The 19,359-nt window shown below is 71.7% G+C and carries 19 protein-coding genes; 11 read left to right on the top strand and 8 right to left on the bottom strand.

Annotation, left to right across the window (positions count from 1 at the left end; translation table 11 throughout):
• Positions 1–677: 677 nt before the first annotated feature.
• Positions 678–1,166 carry a hypothetical protein gene (locus tag ACZ6SD_RS21545; protein WP_465318750.1) on the top strand — a complete coding sequence of 163 codons (489 nt, stop codon included), beginning with the start codon at positions 678–680 and terminating at the stop codon, positions 1,164–1,166.
• A gap of 56 nt (positions 1,167–1,222) precedes the next feature.
• Here the strand turns inward: ACZ6SD_RS21545 and ACZ6SD_RS21540 are convergent, their stop codons facing one another.
• Both ACZ6SD_RS21540 and ACZ6SD_RS21535 read right to left on the bottom strand, forming a co-directional pair.
• Positions 1,223–1,528, bottom strand: coding sequence for a hypothetical protein (locus ACZ6SD_RS21540; protein ID WP_465318749.1), 306 nt, complete (start codon positions 1,526–1,528; stop codon positions 1,223–1,225).
• A 115-nt stretch (positions 1,529–1,643) separates the two neighbouring features.
• Entirely contained in the window at positions 1,644–2,009 is a 366-nt protein-coding gene (locus ACZ6SD_RS21535; RefSeq protein ID WP_465318748.1) for a hypothetical protein, read from the bottom strand.
• Positions 2,010–2,221: 212 nt separating this feature from the next.
• Between ACZ6SD_RS21535 and ACZ6SD_RS21530 the strand changes: the two genes are divergently transcribed.
• Together ACZ6SD_RS21530 and ACZ6SD_RS21525 are read left to right on the top strand one after the other, a co-directional pair.
• Positions 2,222–2,830: an alpha-ketoglutarate-dependent dioxygenase AlkB gene (locus ACZ6SD_RS21530; protein ID WP_465318747.1), complete on the top strand. Its 609-nt coding sequence runs from the start codon at positions 2,222–2,224 to the stop codon at positions 2,828–2,830.
• 230 nt (positions 2,831–3,060) lie between these two features.
• Entirely contained in the window at positions 3,061–3,348 is a 288-nt protein-coding gene (locus ACZ6SD_RS21525) for a hypothetical protein (protein WP_035279700.1), read from the top strand.
• Positions 3,349–3,353: 5 nt separating this feature from the next.
• Here the strand turns inward: ACZ6SD_RS21525 and ACZ6SD_RS21520 are convergent, their stop codons facing one another.
• Positions 3,354–3,935 (bottom strand): hypothetical protein, encoded by a 582-nt coding sequence (locus ACZ6SD_RS21520; RefSeq protein WP_465318746.1) that lies wholly within the window; start codon positions 3,933–3,935, stop codon positions 3,354–3,356.
• 182 nt (positions 3,936–4,117) lie between these two features.
• Here ACZ6SD_RS21520 and ACZ6SD_RS21515 point away from each other — a divergent pair, with 182 nt between their 5' ends.
• The 6 genes from ACZ6SD_RS21515 (at position 4,118) to ACZ6SD_RS21490 (ending at position 12,171) form a co-directional block, all read left to right on the top strand.
• Positions 4,118–4,846: a response regulator transcription factor gene (locus ACZ6SD_RS21515; RefSeq protein WP_465318745.1), complete on the top strand. Its 729-nt coding sequence runs from the start codon at positions 4,118–4,120 to the stop codon at positions 4,844–4,846.
• Positions 4,824–6,308 (top strand): sensor histidine kinase, encoded by a 1,485-nt coding sequence (locus tag ACZ6SD_RS21510; protein ID WP_465318744.1) that lies wholly within the window; start codon positions 4,824–4,826, stop codon positions 6,306–6,308. Before ACZ6SD_RS21515 ends, ACZ6SD_RS21510 begins: the two co-directional genes overlap by 23 nt.
• Positions 6,309–6,789: 481 nt before the next feature.
• A complete protein-coding gene (locus ACZ6SD_RS21505; protein WP_465318742.1) occupies positions 6,790–8,544 on the top strand; it encodes an ArnT family glycosyltransferase in 1,755 nt (584 codons plus the stop codon).
• Positions 8,545–8,609: 65 nt separating this feature from the next.
• The gene (locus tag ACZ6SD_RS21500; RefSeq protein WP_465318741.1) at positions 8,610–9,869 is read left to right on the top strand and encodes a bifunctional glycosyltransferase family 2/GtrA family protein; all 1,260 of its coding nucleotides are present in this window, start codon (positions 8,610–8,612) and stop codon (positions 9,867–9,869) included.
• Entirely contained in the window at positions 9,866–11,680 is a 1,815-nt protein-coding gene (locus tag ACZ6SD_RS21495; RefSeq protein ID WP_465318740.1) for a glycosyltransferase family 39 protein, read from the top strand. Before ACZ6SD_RS21500 ends, ACZ6SD_RS21495 begins: the two co-directional genes overlap by 4 nt.
• A 137-nt stretch (positions 11,681–11,817) precedes the next feature.
• Positions 11,818–12,171, top strand: coding sequence for an STAS domain-containing protein (locus ACZ6SD_RS21490; RefSeq protein WP_465318739.1), 354 nt, complete (start codon positions 11,818–11,820; stop codon positions 12,169–12,171).
• A 7-nt stretch (positions 12,172–12,178) separates the two neighbouring features.
• Here the strand turns inward: ACZ6SD_RS21490 and ACZ6SD_RS21485 are convergent, their stop codons facing one another.
• Positions 12,179–12,805 carry a phosphoribosyltransferase gene (locus ACZ6SD_RS21485; protein ID WP_465318738.1) on the bottom strand — a complete coding sequence of 209 codons (627 nt, stop codon included), beginning with the start codon at positions 12,803–12,805 and terminating at the stop codon, positions 12,179–12,181.
• A 64-nt stretch (positions 12,806–12,869) separates the two neighbouring features.
• On the opposite strand from ACZ6SD_RS21485, the gene ACZ6SD_RS21480 reads away from it, so the two are divergent.
• On the top strand, positions 12,870–13,661 hold the full coding sequence (locus ACZ6SD_RS21480) for a helix-turn-helix domain-containing protein (protein WP_465318737.1): 792 nt from the start codon (positions 12,870–12,872) through the stop codon (positions 13,659–13,661).
• Here the strand turns inward: ACZ6SD_RS21480 and ACZ6SD_RS21475 are convergent.
• The 4 genes from ACZ6SD_RS21475 to ACZ6SD_RS21460 are packed head-to-tail and all read right to left on the bottom strand — an operon-like array spanning position 13,628 to position 18,584.
• Positions 13,628–15,046 (bottom strand): rhamnulokinase, encoded by a 1,419-nt coding sequence (locus ACZ6SD_RS21475; protein ID WP_465318736.1) that lies wholly within the window; start codon positions 15,044–15,046, stop codon positions 13,628–13,630. The two genes, ACZ6SD_RS21480 and ACZ6SD_RS21475, sit on opposite strands and share 34 nt — an antisense overlap.
• Positions 15,043–17,067, bottom strand: coding sequence for a bifunctional aldolase/short-chain dehydrogenase (locus ACZ6SD_RS21470; protein WP_465318735.1), 2,025 nt, complete (start codon positions 17,065–17,067; stop codon positions 15,043–15,045). The genes ACZ6SD_RS21475 and ACZ6SD_RS21470 overlap by 4 nt, the downstream gene beginning before the upstream one ends.
• Before the next feature lie 14 nt (positions 17,068–17,081).
• Positions 17,082–18,239, bottom strand: coding sequence for an L-rhamnose isomerase (gene rhaI, locus ACZ6SD_RS21465; protein ID WP_465318734.1), 1,158 nt, complete (start codon positions 18,237–18,239; stop codon positions 17,082–17,084).
• Positions 18,240–18,260: 21 nt separating this feature from the next.
• Entirely contained in the window at positions 18,261–18,584 is a 324-nt protein-coding gene (locus ACZ6SD_RS21460) for an L-rhamnose mutarotase (protein ID WP_465318733.1), read from the bottom strand.
• A 208-nt stretch (positions 18,585–18,792) separates the two neighbouring features.
• Here ACZ6SD_RS21460 and ACZ6SD_RS21455 point away from each other — a divergent pair, with 208 nt between their 5' ends.
• Positions 18,793–19,068 (top strand): GlsB/YeaQ/YmgE family stress response membrane protein, encoded by a 276-nt coding sequence (locus tag ACZ6SD_RS21455; protein WP_091447106.1) that lies wholly within the window; start codon positions 18,793–18,795, stop codon positions 19,066–19,068.
• The last annotated feature ends 291 nt before the right edge of the window (positions 19,069–19,359 follow it).

Genomic DNA, 19,359 nt, shown 5'->3' with positions numbered 1-19,359 from the left:
GGAAAGACGGGTGGGGAGCCTACGGCCCCACGACCACGGCGAGTTTAGGGATCTTCCTTCACCCCCAAAGAAACCACTCCACCCCATCGAGCACCGGGCGAGCGCGGGTGCGGTCTCGTGGGGGCGTGGGTTTGCTGCTTCACCCGTCGAGCACTGGGCGGGCGTTGGTTCGGCTTCGTTGGGGGGCGGGTTCGCCCTCGGTATCTCTGGCGGCTTCGGGGGTGTGGGTGGGCAGGAAGGTGGTGCGGCTCCCCGCTCCCCCACTCCCTGTCTGGTGTCTGGGAGGGTCGGCTTGGCTGGCAGGTGGGTCGTCGAACCGGTTAGGGGTGGCCCGGTGAGTGGCATGGGTGAGGTGGTCGGTGAGTAGCCCGTTCGACGGGTGGTTTTCGGGGCGTGGGGTGGATGCCGTGCTGTCGGTGGGGCGGGCGTTGTTGCCTTCTGGGTTGTTCTCTTCTGGGTTGTTGGCGGGCGTGCCCACTAGTCCGGCGGGGGTGTTGGACGCGGCGGTGCGGGTGACGGCGGATCGCTTGCAGGGTAGGCGGATCACCGTGCGGGTTGGTGGGCGTGACGTGTCGATGACTGTGGTTGGTGTGCGTAGCGACAGTGACACGCTTCGGTTGGCTCAGGGGCGGGTGGATGCGGTGTGCTTCACTGCTGAAGACGTGGGGTGGCCTGGGGTGCCGCTGTCGCGGGTGGTGGTGACTTGGCGGGATTTGCGGTTCGCCGGGCCTATGTCGACGGTGGTGAGCGCCGAGTCGGTGCGGGTCGAGGTGGAGATCGCGGCGGAGGTGGCGGCTCGGGTGGTCGCCGCTGCTCGGCCTGGGGTGAGGGTGCGGTTCGCTGAGGTGCCGGTGGTGTCTTGGGGGCGGTGGCCGGGGGCTGTGGAGACGGTGCTCGCGGTTGAGGATGGGCGGGTGTGGTTGACCCCGGTGGCCGCGCGGGTCGCGGGGGTTCGGGTGCGGGTGCCTCGGGGGGTGCGGCCGATTGGGGTGGCCGTTCCCGGGGTGCCCACGGGGTTTCGGTTGACCTCGATCGACACATCTGGTGACGGAGTGCGGCTGACAGGGGTGGCCGATGACTGGCGGGATCGGCTTTCCGGGACGCCGTTGAAAGAGTTGCTGTCTCTGCTGGCGACAGCCGCTACGACGTTGACGGTCGGTCGTTAGGTGATCGGTCATTGGCGGGGTGCCGTCCCGGCGTTGGGACGGTGATCCGCCTGCGGTCAGCGGTCTCTGCGGTCTAGGAGTCCCCGGGCCCGCACCAGCGCGGCGCGGGCGGCGGGCTCTTGTCCGGCCGCCAGGTTGACCCGGGCGACGGCGACCGCCTCGGCCGCGCCGAGGACCAGGCACGTGTCGCCGGTGGCGGCCGTTCGTGCCAGCGCGCCGAGCAAGTCGTCAGCCAGTGCTCTGGCCGAGGCGGGTGTCAGCGGCGTGATGAGCGCCGCCAGGGCGGCGTCGACGGCGTGACGGAGGTCGAGGCCCGGGGAGGGGGATCCCGGGAAGGGGGGCGCGTCCAGTTGCCGTGTCATATGCATCTCCCAGATCCGGCGCTTCGTTGAGCCAGTCCTCTGAGATTGCCCGATTAGCGGCCTGGAACCGAGTCGGCGGGCCCTGCTCCACTCGACCGAGTGATGAAAACGAGTCTCACTTGGACCGGCGGCGCGGCGGGCGCGGCTCGGTCCTGGGCACGGGCACGAACGGCGCGTCCCGCAACCCGATCAGGGCGTCGCGGAGCGCGACGCGCGCGGAAGCGCCGTCGCCGGCGCGGTACGCCTCGATCGCCCGGCGGACGTCGTCGACCGGTCGGGTGATGCGGCAGGTCTCGCCGCAGGCGGCCGTCCACGCGAGACCGGCCCGCAGTTCCGCCTCCGCGGCGGACGGGCGGGCCAGCGCGCGGTCGATCGCGGCCTGCAACCGGGCTCCCAGCCGTTCTGGCTCGGGGGCGGTCGCGGGCAGCGGGCGTACGGGAAGGGTCACCGGCATGTGAGTGGGCGCGGCGGTGATGGCCATGGGGTACCTCGATTCTCCGGCGGGCGCGGATCCGGCGAGACCGACTACCCCGATCACGACGACACGAAACATAGACCTTCGACTATATGTCCGCGTCGACCTGCCGAGGTTTGGGAATCATGAGGGAGGAGTCGACGTCGCCACTCGCCAGTGTGACAGATTTTTGCCGAGAAGGATTAAATTAGAACACCTGTTCGAGGTACGGTGTGGGCATGACGATCGCTTTCCAGGGCTCCCTGCTCGATGACGGCGACGGCGTCAGCCCGCTCACCAAGATCGAGCGAAAGTCCCTCGACGGGGGCGCCTGGGTCGATTCGCTGCCGGGTTGGCTGCGCGGCGCGGACGACCTGTTCGCCCGACTCGCCGAGCGGGTGCCGTGGCAGGCCGAGCGCAGGCGGATGTACGACTCGGTGGTCGAAGTCCCCCGCCTGCTCAGCTTCTACGGCGAGGGCGCGCCCCTGCCGGACCCGCTGCTGACCACCGCCCGCGCGGCGCTCGAAGCCCATTACCAAGAGCGCTTCGCGACCGCTGGCCTGTGCTTTTACCGGGACGGGCGGGACAGTGTCGCCTGGCACGGCGACAACACCGGCCGGGGCGCGCGCGAGGACACGCTGGTCGCCATCGTCTCGGTCGGCGCTCCCCGCCCGCTGCTGCTGCGCCCCCGGGGCGGCGGGGAGACGCTGCGGTTCCCGGTCGGCCACGGCGACCTGCTGGTGATGGGCGGGTCCTGCCAGCGCACCTGGGAGCACGCCGTCCCGAAGACGACCCGGCCGGTCGGCCCGAGGATCAGCATCCAGTTCCGTCCGCGCGGCGTCCGCTGATTCCGCTCGGCGATCCCGCGCGCACGCGTTGTCAAGAATGGCGATCACCCGGGTCGAAAAAATCCACTCATCTCGGTGAATATCATCTCCAATGGGGCTTATCGCCTATTTTTTCGGTCCGCACCGAACCTCCCCTTCCCCCACCCCTCCGACGCCCGCCCTCGACAAGTCGATCATCGGACGCTATCTTGATACCTGATTTCGCCTAGCGCTAAGTCAGGAGCGATCACATGGACGCGGGTGACGTGGGCCGACTGCTGTTCGGCAGGCCCAGCAGGCTGCGGCTCGCGCTGTGGATCCACCAGCACGCCGGGCCGCGGTTCTTCCAGTCCGAGCCGCCGAAGACGGTGATCGCCCAGAGCGCCTGCGGAGTGGAGCTGACCAGGCTGGTCGACCTGGGCATGCTCACCGAGCACCGGGAGCCCGCCAACCGCCGGGTCTACTACGAGCGCACCCGCAGTCCGCTGTGGTCCATCATCACCGCGGCGTCCAAAGTGGTGGACCCGGTCGACAAGTGACCGCGTCAGCGGGTCGGCTCGGCGCCGCCGTCCGTGCGCGGCGGGACGCCCTGCTGGACACCGCCGGGACCGCCCTGCCGCACCATTGGACCGCCCCGGCGGGCAGTCGTGGCGTCGGTGATCGAGTCGGCGGTCGCGGTGTCGCCATCGGGCGTCGCGGTGATCATGACCTGGTCGCCGGTCTTGACCGAGGACCGGACGGTGTCGGCGTCGATCGCGTAGGTCTTGGTGTAGCCGTCCTCGCTCTTGGCCGTGACGGACGTGTCGCTCAGCGCCGTCACCTCGCCAGTCTGGACGAGCTGGGTGGTGTAGCCGCCCTTGCCGTCGGAGATGACGAATTCGCCGTGCAGGGCGTTCATCGGCGCCGCGCCGACCATCATCATGGCGCCGCCGGGCCTGCCCCGGGGGTCGGCGACCGCGCCGCTCGCGGCGTACACGGCGAAGCCGCCGCCGACGGCGATGCCCACCGCGACCGCGGCCGCCACCGCGGTCTTCTTCACCGACCACCGCGGCTGCGTGCGCTCCGGCACCGGCCCACCCCAGGCGGGCTGCTGCTGGTCGGCGGGCTGCGCGGGCTGCTCGGTCATGGTTCCTCCGTACGTCCACCGGGACCTCGTGCCGCCGGTAGCGCCACCGTCGCGCCCCAGCCTGTGCGCTTGCTGTGCGCCCGGTTGGCGTCGGCTATGACCTGCCCGACCCACGCCGATGTCACAGCCCACGCACAGGTTCGGCACAGGCGCGCCCCATGCCGACGCCGCACGATGGGGCCATGCCGGTGAACACCCGCCCAGAGCTGCGCAGGCCCGATGGCCAACCCGTTCGCGTCCTCGTCGTCGACGACGAGCCGACCCTCGCCGAGTTGGTCACCCTCGCGCTGCGCTACGAGGGGTGGGAGGTGCGCAGCGCCCTCGACGGCGCCACCGCCGTCCGGGCGGCCCGCGAGTTCAAACCGGACGCCGTGGTCCTCGACGTGATGCTGCCCGACTTCGACGGCCTGGAGGTCCTGCGCCGAATGCGCGCCGAAGCTGGCTCCCTGCCGGTGCTGTTCCTGACGGCCAAGGACGCCGTGGAGGACCGCATCGCCGGGCTCACCGCGGGCGGCGACGACTACGTGACCAAGCCGTTCAGCGTCGAGGAGGTCGTGCTGCGGCTGCGCGCGCTGATGCGCCGCACCGGGGTCACCGAGGCGAACGCGGGCGCGGCGCTGGTCGTCGGCGACCTCACCCTGGACGAGGACACCCGCGAGGTGTTCCGCGGCGGCCAGGAGATCACGCTGACCGCGACCGAGTTCGAGCTGCTGCGGTTCCTGATGCGCAACCCGCGCCGGGTGCTGAGCAAGACCCAGATTCTCGACCGGGTCTGGAACTACGACTTCGGCGGCCAGGCCAACATCGTCGAGCTCTACATCTCCTACCTGCGCAAGAAGATCGACGCCGGACGGGCGCCGATGATCCACACGATGCGGGGCGCCGGATATGTCCTCAAGCCCGCCGGGTAGACCGGCCGCGCGCGGAACGCGGCCGAGCCGGACGCTCTCGCTGCGCACCAGGCTCGTCGCGGAGCAGGTGGTGCTGCTGGCGCTGGTCTGCCTGGTCATCGGCGTGGTGACGGTGGTCGGTCTGCGCGCGTTCCTGATCCGCCAGCTTGACGACCAGCTCACCGACGCCAGCACCCGCGCGGCCGAGTACGTCATGCGCGGCCCGATGCCGGGCCCGCCGGGCAGGCCGCCGATCGACGCCCCCGGCCAGGGCCCCGGCACCCTCAACGCCTCCATCTACCGCGGCGTCGTGCTCAGCGCGATGCGCCAGCCGCCCACCGGCCGCAGCCTGGCCATCCCCGCCGACCTGCACAAAATCCTCGCCGCGCTGCCGGTGGACAGCCAGGCGCACGACCGCGACCTCGGCGAACTCGGCCAGTACCGGCTGATGGCGGTGCCGACCGCGCAAGGCGGCGTGGTCATCACCGGGCTCCCGACCGAGGCGCTGAACCAGACCCTGTGGACCACCGGGCTCGTGCTGGGCGGTGTGTCGCTGCTCGGCCTGACCGTGGCGGGCGCCGCGGGCGCGGTGATCGTCCGCAGGACCCTGCGGCCGCTGGACCGGATGGCCGCGACCGCCCGGCGAGTCGCGGAACTGCCACTGGACCAGGGCGAGGTGGCGCTGTCGGTGCGGGTGCCCAAGGCGGACACGGACCCGGGCACTGAAGTCGGACAGGTCGGGTCGGCGCTGAACAGGATGCTCGGGCACATCGGCAACGCGCTCAGCGCCCGGCACGCCAGCGAGACCCGGGTCCGGCAGTTCGTTGCCGACGCCAGCCATGAACTGCGCACGCCGCTGGCCGCGATCCGCGGTTATGCCGAGCTTGCCCGGCGGCGGGGGGACGAGGTGCCGCCGGATATCGCGCACGCTGTGTCCCGGGTGGAATCCGAGGCTCAGCGGATGACGGCGTTGGTTGAGGACCTGCTGCTGCTCGCCCGGCTTGATTCCGGGCGGCCGTTGCTTTATGAGACGGTTGACCTTTCTCGGTTGGTTGTGGACGCGGTGGGGGATGCCCAGGTCGCTGGTCCTGATCACCGGTGGCGGCTTGATCTGCCTGCCGAACCGGTTCTCGCGGTGGGGGATCAGGCTCGGCTGCATCAGGTTGTGGCGAATTTGCTGGCTAATGCTTCGACGCATACTCCTGGGGGGACGACGGTCACGGTGCGGCTTGTTCGGGATGGGGGTGAGGTTGTGCTCTCTGTTGCCGATGACGGGCCGGGGATTCCTGGGGATTTGTTGCCAGAGGTGTTTGAGCGGTTTGCTCGGGGGGATGAGTCTCGGTCGCGGGCTCAGGGGGGCACTGGGCTTGGGTTGGCGATTGTGTCGGCTGTGGTGCAGGCGCATTCTGGGGTGGTGGAGGTTGAGAGTTCGCCTGGGTCGACGGTTTTTACTGTGCGGCTTCGGGGTGAGCTTGCGGGGTGAGCTTGGGTGGGCTCGATGGGGTTCGCGTGGGTCTGCTTGGTTCCCGGCTTTCGTGGGGTTGCTCGATGGGGTGGAGTGGTTTCTCTGGGGCCCCTACGAAGGAAGATCGCCGTGTGAAAGACGGGTGGGAAGCCTACGGCCTCACACGCGCGCAGCCAGCTTAGCGATCTTCCTTCTCCCCCAGAGAAACCACTCCACCCCATCGAGCACCTGGCAGCGTTAGGTGCGACTGGCAGTCGGGCAAGGTTTGCTGTTCCGTCCCATGGAGTGCCTGGCGGGGGTGGTGCTGCCTGGCAGGTTGGTTGCGGCTTGACGATCGGGGGTCGCTGCGCACAGCGGGCGCACAGGTGGGGCACACGGGGCGCAAAGGCTGGGTCGGGAACGTGGGGGCATGACGGTTGTTGTGGGACGTGTTGGGCCTTCATTGTCCGCTGTTGGGGTGGGGCGGAGGTATGGGGAGCGGGTTGCGGTTGGCGCCTTGATGGTGGGGGTTGCTGCGCTTTATCTGCGGGATTTGGGGAGGTCGGGGTGGGCCAACGCCTATTACTCGGCTGCCGCTCAGGCTGGGGCGGAGAGTTGGTCGGCGTTGTTTTTCGCCGCTACGGATTCGGCGGGTGGGATTACTGTTGATAAGACGCCTGCGTCGGTGTGGTTGATGGGGGTGTCGGTGCGGGTGTTTGGGCTGCACCCGTGGAGTGTGTTGCTGCCGCAGGCGCTGGCTGGGGTGGGGGCGGTGTGGCTGCTTTACGCCGGTGTTCGGCGGTGGTTTGGGGTGGGGGGCGGGTTGTTGGCGGCGGGGGCGTTGGCGGTGACGCCGGTGGCCGCGTTGATGTTTCGGTTCAATAATCCGGACGCGTTGTTGGTGTTGTTGCTTGTCGCGGGGGCTTATTGCGTTGTGCGGGCGGTGGAGAAACCTGGTTTTGGGTGGTTGACGCTCGCGGGGGTGGCGGTGGGGTTCGGGTTTCTCACCAAGATGATGCAGGCGTTTTTGGTTTTGCCCGCGTTCGGGCTGGTTTATCTGGTCGCGGCGCCGGTGGGGGTGGGGAGGCGGATCGCGCATCTGGGGGCGGCGCTGGGGGCGGTGGTGGTCGCGGGGGGATGGTGGGTCGCGGTTGTGGAGCTGGTTCCGGCGGGGAGCAGGCCCTACATCGGTGGGTCGCAGACCAACAGCGTGATCGAACTCGCCTTGGGGTACAACGGGTTGGGGCGGTTGACCGGGGACGAGGTCGGCAGTGTCGGCGGGGGCGCCGGGTGGGGGCAGCCGGGGTGGACCCGGCTGTTCGACGGCGAGATGGGAAGTGAGATCGCCTGGTTGCTGCCCGCCGCGCTGCTCGCGCTGGCAGGTGGGCTGTGGCTGACCCGCCGGGCGCCGCGCACCGATCGGACGCGGGCCGGGTTGCTGCTGTGGGGCGGGTGGCTGGTGGTGACCGGCGTCGTGTTCAGCCAGATGGACGGGATCATCCACCCCTATTACGCGGTCGCGTTGGCGCCCGCTGTCGCTGGCCTGGTGGGGATCGGGGCGGTTGTGGCGTGGCGGCGGCGCAGCGAGCCCGCGGTCGTGGGGGTGTTGGCGGCGGGGATCGCGGTGACAGCGGTGGAGGCGTCACTCCTGTTGGCGCGGGAGGGTGAGTGGCTGCCGTGGTTGCGGCCGCTGGTGCTGTTCGGCGGGCTGGTGGCGGCCGCGCTGGCGGTGTTGCTTCCCGTGCTGCCCGCGCCGGTTGGCCGGGGTGTGGGCGTGTGCGCGCTCGTCGCCGCGTTGCTGGCGCCCGCGGCGTATTCGGTGGCCACGGCCGCGCAGCCGCATTCGGGGGCGTTGCCCTCGGTCGGGCCCGCGGGCGCGGCTCCGGTGGGCGGCGGCAGAGCCGGTGGCGGCGGCTTCGGCGGGCTGTTGGGCGCGCCGACTCCGACCGCCGAGGTGGCGGCGGCGCTAGCGGCGGGAGCACACGAGTACCGGTGGGCGGCGGCCGTGGTCGGGTCCAACAACGCGGCCGGGTACCAGCTTGGCGCCCGGGTTCCGGTGCTGGCGGTTGGCGGGTTCAACGGGACCGACCCGGCACCCACCCTGGACGAGTTCCAGCGGCTGGTCGCCGAGCGGCGGATCCACTGGTTCATCGCGGGCACGCTCATGCCCGCCGAGAGCGGCAGCGACGCGTCCCACCGGATCAGCGCCTGGGTCGAGGCGAACTACGACAGCACCACGGTCGACGGGGTCCCCCTGTACGACCTGAGCCGGTGAAGCGCACAGCGGGCGCACAGGCTGAACACACGGACCGCCCAGCGCCGGGCCCGATCGTCGGGACCATGACCGCCACCGAGATTTCCCTGCCGTCCGCTGTCCGCGCTCCGGTTAGCACTACCGGGCCCGCTCCCGTGCTCGACGTCGTCGTTCCGGTCTACAACGAGGAGCGCGACCTCGAACCGAGTGTGCGCCGCCTGCACGCCCACCTCGACGCCCATTTCCCTTACCGGTTCCGGATAACCGTGGCCGACAACGCCAGCGTCGACGGCACCTGGGCCATCGCGCGGCGGCTGGCCGAGGAGCTGCCGGAGGTGCGGGCCGTGCGGCTGGAGCAGAAGGGGCGGGGCCGGGCGCTGCACGCGACCTGGCTCGACTCGGACGCCGAAGTGCTGGCCTATATGGACGTCGATCTGTCGACTGACCTGGCGGCGCTCTCGCCGCTGGTGGCGGCGCTGGTCTCCGGGCACTCGGATGTGGCCATCGGCAGCAGGCTCGCCCGGGGCGCCCGGGTGGTGCGCGGGCCGAAGCGGGAGGTGATCTCGCGGGCCTACAACCTGCTGCTGCGCGGCGCCCTCGCGGCGCGGTTCTCCGACGCGCAGTGCGGGTTCAAGGCGATCCGGGCGGATGTGGCGCGGGCGCTGCTGCCGCACATCGCCGACACCGGCTGGTTCTTCGACACCGAGCTGCTGGTGCTGGCCCAGCGGGCGGGGCTGCGCATCCACGAGGTGCCGGTGGACTGGGTGGACGACCCGGACAGCCGCGTCGACATCGTCGCCACCGCGCTGGCCGACCTGCGCGGCATCGCCCGGCTCGGCCGAGGGCTGGTGACCGGGCGGGTGCCGATCGCCCAGCTGCGCGGGCAGTTGGCCCGGGGCGCGATCAGCGCCGACCCGCCGGGGGTCCCGCGCGGACTGTCCCGCCAGGTCGTGCGGTTCGCCGCCGTGGGCGTGGTCAGCACCCTGGCGTACCTGGCGCTGTACGTGCTGCTGCGCGGCCAGGTCGGCGCGCAGGCGGCGAACCTGGTGGCGCTGCTGGTGACCGCGGTCGGCAACACCGCGGCCAACCGGCGGGTCACCTTCGGCGTGCGCGGCGCGGCGGGCGCGGCCCGGCACCAGTTCCAAGGGCTGCTGGTGTTCTTCCTCGGCCTCGGGCTGACCAGCGGCGCGCTCGCGCTTCTGCACGGGCTCACCGCCCCGGGCCGGGCGACCGAGGTGGTCGTCCTGGTCGCGGCGAACCTGCTCGCCACTGTCCTGCGCTTCCTCCTGCTGCGCGGCTGGGTGTTCCGCCGCGCGACCGAACCGACCCTGGAGTCGCCCCGATGACCGCCACCCTGACCCGGCCCGCCCCGCTGGCCGCCGCGCCCGCATCTCCCGCGCCGCGCTGGGAACGGCCCGCTCTCCTCGCGCTGCTCGCCGCGACCGCGCTGCTGTACCTGTGGGACCTCGGCGCGACCGGCATGGGAAACCAGTTCTACGCCGCCGCGGCCCAGGCGGGCACCATGGACTGGAAGGCGCTGTTCTTCGGCTCCCTCGACCCGGGCAACACGATCACCGTGGACAAGCCGCCTGCGGCGATCTGGCTGATGGCGCTGTCCGGGCGGATCTTCGGCTTCTCGGCGTGGAGCATGCTCGTGCCGCAGGCCCTCGCGGGCGTGGCGGCGGTGTGGCTGCTCTACGCGACGGTCCGCCGCTGGTCCGGGCCGGGCGCGGGCCTGCTGGCGGGCGCGGGGCTCGCGCTCACCCCGGTGGGCGCGGTGATGTTCAAGTTCAACAATCCCGACGCGCTGCTGGTGCTGCTGCTGGTGGCTGGCGCGTACTGCACCGCGCGGGCGGTGGAGAAGGCGAGTCCGAAGTGGCTGCTGCTCGCGGGCGCCGCTGTCGGATTCGGGTTCCTGACCAAGATGATGCAGGCGTTCTTGGTGCTACCGGCGTTCGGTTTGGTCTACCTGATCGCCGCGCCGACAGGACTGGGCAAGCGCCTCTTGCACCTGGCGGGCGCGGGAGTCGCGGTGGTCGCGTCAGCGGGCTGGTTCATCGCGGTCGCCGATCTGTGGCCAGCGGCGTCGCGGCCCTACATCGGCGGGTCGACCGACAACACCGAGTTGGACCTGGCCCTGGGCTACAACGGGCTCGGGCGGATCTTCGGCAACGGCATGGCGCCGCCCGCCGCGGGCAACACCGGGTTCGGCGGCGAGACCGGGTGGCTGCGGATGTTCGGCGCCGCGTTCGGCTCCGAGGTGTCCTGGCTGCTGCCGACGGCGCTGATCGGGCTGGTCGCGGGCCTGTGGTTCACCCGCCGCGCGCCGCGCACCGACCGGACCCGGGCGGCGCTGGTGCTGTGGGGCGGCTGGCTCGTGGTGACCGCGGCGGTGTTCAGCCTCATGGAGGGCACCGCGCACCCGTACTACGCGGTGGCGCTGGCGCCCGCGATCGCCGCCGTGGTCGCCGTCTGCGCCCGGGAGCTGTGGCGGGGCCGGGACCACGCGCCCGCCCGGATCGTGCTGGCGACGATGGTGGCGGTGGCGGCCGGGTGGAGCTTCGCCCTGCTGACTCGCGACGGCGAGTGGCTGCCGTGGCTGCGCTGGCTCGTCGCGGTCTTCGGGGTGGCCGCGAGCACGGCGGTCGCGGTCGGCGCGCACCAGTTCCGGCGGGCCGCAGCGGCGGTCACGGTCGCCGCGCTGGTGGCCGGGTTCGGCGGGACGGCCGCCTACACCCTGGCCACCACGGCGGTCCCGCACAGCGGGTCGCTGCCGATGTCCGGGCCAGCGGGCGCGGACGGCGCCATGATGACTGGGCGGATGGGTATCGAGGTCAGCCCGGAGATGGTGGCGGCGCTGCGCGCGACGACCGGGACCTGGGCGGCGGCCAGCACCGGCTCCCAGGGCGCGGCGAGCCTGCAACTGGCCAGCGGTCGCCCAGTCATCCCCATCGGCGGGTTCTCCGGCGGGGACCCGGCGCCGACCCTGGCGCGGTTCCAGTCCTATGTCGCCGCCGGACAGGTCCGCTACTACGTGCCCGGCGGCATGACTCGCGCGGGCGGCGGTGGCGAGATCTCGACTTGGGTGCGGGAGAACTTCGCTGCGGTCACGATCGGTGGTGAGACGGTGTACGACCTGAGCCAGCCGCTCGGCTGAGGTCTTTGGACCTGGGACAGCGGCGTCGGTCCCGCGTAGGCTCCCCGCCAACTCGGTTCCGACGCCGCTGGGAGGGTGGGCCGTGCACGACGACGCGAGGCCGCCCGGCGGCCCGCGCCACCGTCGCCCGGGAGGCGGTGGTTGCCATCACTGACCAGCAGTCGCCGCCCCCGGCGCGCTCCAAGCCCGATGTGGACGCCGCGCCCACCCCGGGCGGACCCACCCGTCTCACCGGCCACGCCGATCTCAGCAACCGACCGGACTTCGAGCAGTTGCTGCTCGCCCTGTGCAGGCAGTCCTCCGGCGATGTCCACCTGGACCTGGCCGAACTGGACTTCATCGATGTGTCCGGAGTGATCACTCTGCTGCGGGTGGCCCGGACCCTGCCCGAGGACAACCACCTGGTGCTGCGGAACCCGCCGCCGTCGATGCGCCGCATCCTGGAGGTGCTCGGCCCGGCCGTGCGCGACGCGAGCCTGCGCGTCGAGTGACGCGGGCTCAGCGGGCGAGGATGGCCCGCACTTCGGCGTCGGTCACCTGGGTGAAGTCGCCGTACCAGCGGCCGACCGCGCCGAAGTCGCCCGGGGCGTGCACGCAGACGAACTCGTCGGCGATGGCGCGCAGGTGCCCCAGGATGGCCTCGGGGGCAACCGGGACGGCGAGGACCACCCGCGCCGCCCCGAGGTGGCGGACCACCTGGACCGCGGCGCCGACCGTGGAGCCGGTGGCCACCCCGTCGTCGACCACGATGGCGGTCCGGCCGGTGAGGTCGCACGGGCCGTCCGGGCCGCGCAGCACCTCGGCGCGGCGGCGCAGCTCCGCTTTCGCGCGTTCGACCGACGGCTTGACCTGGGCCCAGGACAGCTCCAGCATGGCCAGGACTTCCGCGGCGCGCACCACCACGCCGCCCTCGCCCACCGCGCCGACCGCCAGTTCCGGGGAGCCGGGCGCGCCGACCTTGCGGACCAGCACGATGTCGAGGTCCGCGCCAAGGCGGTCGGCGACCGCCGCGGCGACCGGGACGCCGCCGCGCGGGAGGCCGAGGACGACCGGGTCCCACTCGCGCAGGTGCTCAAGCCGCGCGGCGAGGATTCGGCCCGCTTCGGGTCGGTCCGCGAAGCGCATACGCCAAGTGTGCTTTACCTACGAGGTAATCGCCGTTCGTCGCGCCGGTCCGTAGCGTCGAGCCATGACCACGGCGTACGCACCCGAGCGCTCGGTCGGCGCGCTGCTCCGCCAGTGGCGCGAGCACCGCAGGCTCAGCCAGCTCGACCTGTCCCTCCAGGCGGAGGTCTCGACCCGGCACCTGAGCTTCGTGGAGACCGGCCGGTCCGCGCCGAGCCGGGAGATGGTGCTGCACCTGTCCGACATCCTCGGGCTGCCGCTGCGCGAGCGCAACCAGCTGCTGCTGGCCGCCGGGTACGCGCCGGTCTACAGCCAGGCCGCGCTGGACTCGCCCCGGATGACCGCGGTGCGGGCCGCGGTGCGGCAGGTCCTCACCGGGCACGAGCCCTACCCGGCGGTGGCCGTCGACCGGAGCTGGCACCTGGTCGACGCGAACGACAGCCTGCGGAGCCTGCTCGACGGCGTCGCGCCCGGCCTGCTCGCGCCGCCCGCGAACGTGCTGCGGATCAGCCTGCACCCCGACGGCCTCGCGTCGCGCATCGTCAACCTCGGCGAATGGCGCGCGCACCTGCTGGCCCGGCTGCGCGGGCAGATCACGCTCACCGCGGACGAGAAGCTGGCCGCGCTGCACGACGAGCTGTCAGCGTACCCGTGCGCGCAGCCGGAACCGGAGATCGACCAGCACACCGCCGACGTCGTGGTGCCGCTGCGGCTGCGGGCGCACGACGCCGAACTCGCGTTCTTCGGCACGGTGACCACGTTCGGCACGCCGCTGGACATCACCGTCGCCGAGCTGGCCATCGAGTCGTTCTTCCCGGCCGATCAGGCCACGGCCGAGGCGCTGCGCGGCCGGTAGCGGCGCAGCGGCTGGGTGCGGCGCACCAGGTCGCGCAGAACGGGCAGGTCGCCCGCGACCGCGCCGATGCCCCGGGCCTGCACGAGCACATTGCCCAGGGCTGCGGCCTCGACCGGCCCGGCGACGACCGGCAGCCCGCACGCGTCGGCCGTCGCCTGGCACAGCAGCGCGTTGCGGCTCCCGCCGCCGACGATGTGCACGACGTCGATGTCCCGGCCGGACAGTCGGCGCGCGTCGTCCAACGCGCGCCGGTAAGCGGCGGCGAGACTGTCCACAACGCACCGGGTGATCTCGCCGGGGGTGCGCGGAACGGGCTGGCCGGTGCGGGCGCAGTAGTCGGCGATCCTGGTCGGCATGTCCGCGCCCGCCTCGTTCGGCGGCAGGAACACCGGGTCGTCGGGATCGACGACCGCGCCGGACCCGGTGTGCGCCGCCGCGTCGGCCAGCAGCGCGTCGAGCGGCAGGCCCGCCCAGACCCGCTGGCACTCCTGGAGCAGCCACAGGCCCATGACGTTGCGCAGGTACCGGACGGTGCCGTCGACGCCGCCCTCGTTGGCGAAGTTCGCCGCCCGGCTCTCCGCGCTGAGCACGGGGGCGGTCAGCTCGATCCCGACCAGCGACCACGTGCCGCACGAGACGTAGCCGAACCGCTCCCCCGCCGCGGGCACGCCGACCACGGCCGAGGCGGTGTCGTGCGAGGCGACCGTGGTGACCGGCAGCCGGTCGGTCAGCCCGGCCGAGGCGAGCACGTGCGGCAGCAGGTAGCCGCGACCGCTGCCGGGCAGGCGCAGCGGCGGGAACAGCGACGGGCGCGCCGACACCTGGGCGAGCAGTGCGGGCGAGAACTGTCCGGTGTGGATGTCGAGAAGCTGCGTCGTGCTCGCGTTGGTGTGTTCCGTGCCGAGGTCGCCGGTGAGCCAGTAGGTAAGCAGGTCCGGGATCAGCAGGAGCGTGGCCGCCTGGGCGAGACGCGGTTCGACGGCCAGTTGATAGAGGGTGTTGAACGGCAGGTACTGCAAGCCGGTCGTCTCGTACAGCGTCTCCGCGCCGATGGCGTCGCGCACGCGCGGGGCGACCTCGCGGGTGCGGTCGTCGCGGTGGCTTACCGGGTTGCCGATAAGCATGCCGTTGTCGTCCAAGAGGCCGTAGTCGACCGCCCAGGAGTCGATGCCGACGCTGGCCAAGCCGGGTCCCGCGGCACGTAGACCATCCAGAATGCCTCTATAGAGCCGCAGAATGTCCCAGTGCAGCGTGCCGTGAACCCGGATCGCGCCGTTGCGGAACCGGGTCACCTCGGCCAGGGTGAGCCGGTCGTGGTCGACCCGGCCGACCATGACCCGGCCGCTGGACGCCCCGAGGTCGACCGCGGCGATGGCGGTGCTCATCGCAGAAACGCCGCGGCGACGCCCGCGTCGACCGGGATGTGCAGGCCGGTCGTGTGCGACAGGTCGCCGCCGGTCAGCGCGAACACCGCGGCGGCGACGTGCTCGGGCAGCACCTCGCGTTTGAGCAGCGTGCGCTGGGCGTAGAACGCGCCCAGTTCCGCTTCCGGCACCCCGTAGACGGCCGCGCGCTGGGCGCCCCAGCCGCCCGCGAAGATCCCGGACCCGCGCACCACGCCGTCGGGGTTGACCCCGTTGACCCGGATTCCATGCTCGCCGAGTTCGGCGGCCAGCAGCCGGACCTGGTGCGCCTGGTCGGCTTTCGCCGCGCCGTAGGCCAGGTTGTTCGGCCCGGCGAACACGGAGTTCTTGCTGGAGATATAGACGATGTCGCCGCCCATGCCCTGGGCGATCAGCAGCCGCGCCGCCTCCCGGGAGACCAGGAACGAGCCCTTGGCCATCACGTCGTGCTGGCGGTCCCAGTCGGCGGCGGTGGTGTCGAGCAGCGATTTCGAGATCGACAAACCGGCGTTGTTGACCACCAGGTCGACGCCGCAGAACGCGAGCGCGGCGCGCTGGAAGGCCGCGGCGACGGCGCGCTCGTCGGTCACGTCCGCGGTGACCGCGACCGCGCCGATCTCCCCCGCCACCCGCTCGGCGGACTCCGCGTCGCGGTCCGCGACGACGACACTGGCTCCCTCGGCCGCGAGCCGGTGCGCGATGGCCCGCCCGATCCCGGAGCCGCCGCCGGTCACCAGGGCCACCCGCCCCGCCAGGGGTTTCGGCGGGGGCATCCGGCGCAGCTTGGCCTCTTCCAGCGCCCAGTACTCGATGCGGAACTTCTCCCGCTCCTCGATCGGCGCGTAGGTGGACACCGCTTCCGCGCCACGCATCACGTTGATCGCGTTGACGTAGAACTCGCCCGCGACGCGCGCGGTCTGCTTGTCCTTGCCGAAGCTGAACATCCCGACCCCGGGCACCAGCACGATCGCCGGGTCGGCTCCGCGCATTGGCGGGCTGTCGGGGTCGGCGTGCCGGTCGTAGTAGGCGCGGTAGTCGTCACGGTAGGCGGCGTGCAGTTCACGCAGCCGGGTGATGGCGTCCTCGATCGGGGCGGTCGGTGGCAGGTCGAGGACGAGTGGGCGGACCTTGGTGCGCAAGAAGTGGTCCGGGCAGGACGTGCCGAGCGCGGCGAGCGCGGGGTGCTTCTCGCGGGCCAGGAAGTCCAGGACGACGGCGCTGTCGGTGTAGTGGCCGATTTGCCGCTTGTCGGTGGAGGCCAAGCCGCGCACGACCGGGGCCAGCGCGGCGGCCCGGGCGTGCCGCTCGGCGATCGGCAGCGGCGCGTAGCCGGGGATCTCCGCGCCGAACGGCTCGGCGACGCCGTGTTCATCCAGGTACGACTGGGCGCGCGCGATGATCTCGCGGGAATTCGCCTCGCAGTCCGCGCTGGTCTCGCCCCAGGCGGTGATGCCGTGCCCGCCGAGGATCACCCCGATCGCCGCCGGATTGGCCGCGCGGACGGCGGCGATGTCCAGGCCGAGCTGGAAACCGGGCCGCCGCCAGGGCGCCCAGGCGACCCGGTCGCCGAAGCACGCCTTGGTCAGCGCCTCGCCGTCGGCGGCGGTGGCGAACGCGATGCCCGCGTCCGGGTGCAGGTGGTCGACGTGCGCGGCGTCGAGCAGGCCGTGCATCGCGGTGTCGATCGACGGGGCCGCGCCACCCTTGCCGTGCAGGCAGTAGTCGAACGCGGCGACCATCTCGTCCTCGCGCTCGACGCCGGGGTAGGTGGTCGCCAGCGCCCGCAGCCGGTCGAGGCGGAGCGCGGCCAGCCCGGACGCGGTGAGCGTGCCGAGATCGCCGCCGGACCCCTTGACCCACAACAGGTCCACCGGTTCCCCCGTCACCGGGTCCTCGGCTTGGCCCTTGGCTGAGGCGTTGCCGCCCGCGTAGTTGGTGTTGCGCGGGTCCGCGCCGAGCCGGTTGGCCCGGGCCAGCAGCGCCGCGACCTCGGGATGGGTCATCTCCGGTTCCCCTCTCACGCGCCCCAGCCCGCCTGCTCGCCGCCGACCCGCTCGGCCGCTATCCGCGCGGCGTGTCCGGAGCGGTGGTACGCGGCCACCGGGTCGGGGTCGAGTCCCTGGTCGGCGCGCAGTTCGGCGAGCAGCGGGCGGACATCGGTGTTGTAGGCGTCCATCAGCACGGCGTTGGCGCCGAGCACGTCGCCTTCCTGCTGCGCTTTGGCGAGAGCGGCCGCGTCGACCAGCAGCGTCTTCGCGGTGGCCTCTTGCACGTTCATCACCGACCGGATCACCGCGGGGATCTTCGGTTCGATGTTGTGGCACTGGTCGAGCATGAACGCGATCCCGGCCGCGGGTTTGAGCGCGTCGGCCCGCACGATCTCGTGCATGATCCGGAACAGTTGGAACGGGTCGGCCGCGCCTGCCATGAGGTCGTCGTCGGCGTAGAACCGGCTGTTGAAGTCGAACGCGCCCAGCCGTCCGGCGCGCAGCAGGAACGCGACGATGAACTCGATGTTCGTCCCCGGCGCGTGGTGGCCGGTGTCGATGACGACCTGGGCGCGCGGGCCGAGTTGCAGGCAGTGCGCGAACGCGGTGCCCCAGTCGGGCACGTCGGTGGCGTAGAAGGCGGGCTCGAACAGCTTGTACTCCAGCAGCAGCCGCTGCCCCTCCCCCAGCCGCGCGTAGGTCTCGGCCAGCGCGTCGGCGAGCCGGTCCTGGCGGGCGCGCAGGTCGTCCTGGCCGGGGTAGTTGAGGCCGTCGGCGAACCAGAGTTTGAGGTCGCGGGAGCCGGTGCGGTCCATGATGTCGACGCAGTCGAGCAGGTGGTCGACCGCCTTGCGCCGCACCCCCGGATCGGGGTTGGCGACGCTGCCGAGCGCGTAGGCCGCGTCCTGGAACACGTTGGCGTTGATCGCGCCGATGGCCACGCCCTGGTCCTCGGCGTGCCGGGCGAGGGCGGCGTAGTCGTCCACGGCGTCCCAGGGGATGTGCAGGGAGACGGTGGGAGCGACACCGGTGAACCGGTGCACGGTCGCCGCGTCGTCGATCTTCTCCCACGGGTCGCGCGGCACCCCGGGCTGCGGGAACACCCGGAACCGGGTGCCGGAGTTGCCGTAGCCCCAGGACGGGGTCTCGATCCGCTGCTCGGCAAGCGCGGCCTTGATCTCGCTCATCGAACCCTCCACACTAGACAGTCAGGGCAGGTGGAACACCTCGGGCAGCGGCGTCATGGCGTCATCGGGCCGGACACCGTCGAGCGCAAGGAAGAAGCCGACCATCTCAGCCTGCCACCGCGCGTTGACGTCCGTCCGTGCCATGGCGGCGCGGGCGGCGGCGAAGTCGTCGCACTCGACATAGCCGATCAGCGTCCCGTCCGTCCGGACGAACAGGGAGTAGTTGCGCCACCCGGCCGCGCTCAAGGCCGCCCGCATCTCCGGCCAGACCTCCCGGTGGCGCTCCCGGTATTCCTCGACCCGGGCAGGATCGACCTGCAGCGTGAAGCACACCCGTTGCGCCATGCGCGGCAGCGTAGGTCGGCCGGGCCCGGGCGGTCTGCGCACTAGTGATCGCAGCACTGATGATCGCGGCACCGGTGGTCGCGGCGCGAGTGATCGACCAGCGGTGATCGCATCAGCCCTGGTGATCGCCCCATTTCCGATAAGCCCGCTTGAGTGACGCCCACCCGGGGTACTCCCTGATCGAAGCCAACCGAATCAAGGAGAAGGCATGACCGTCACCGGCATCTTCACAGCGTTGATCATCGGTCTGATCGTCGGCGCCCTGGGACGTCTGGTGGTCCCCGGCAAGCAGTCACTGCCGATTTGGCTGACGATCGTCGTCGGTATCGTCGCCGCGTTCCTGGGCACCGCCCTGGCCAACGCCGTCGGCGTCGGCACGACCAAGGGTGTCGACTGGATCGAGATCGTCTTCCAGGTCGGCTTGGCCGCCATCGGCGTCGCCATCACCGCGGGCTTCTACGGTCGCCGACACGTCCACCACTAGAACTCTCCCCCCCAGAACGCCCCCTCGGCCGTCCTCCCGGCCAGGGGGCGTTCGCCTTGTCAGCCTGATCTCCCTCCACACCACACGACTTGCCGTGTAGGCACCACCAAACAGTGGCGTCACAGCGGATTTCAGAGCTTTCCGCACGCCACATAGCCGCACGGCGCACCGCCGCACGCAGCACGGCCGCACAGCGCACAGCGCACAGCGCACAGCGCACAGCGCACAGCGCACAGCGCACAGCGCACAGCGCACAGCGCACAGCGCACAGCGCACAGCGCACAGCGCACA

It is taken from the genome of Actinokineospora sp. NPDC051303 (genome assembly GCF_055586285.1).
The sequence above is the reverse complement of the archived record's forward strand: the minus strand, read 5'-3'. Positions and strand labels throughout refer to the sequence as shown.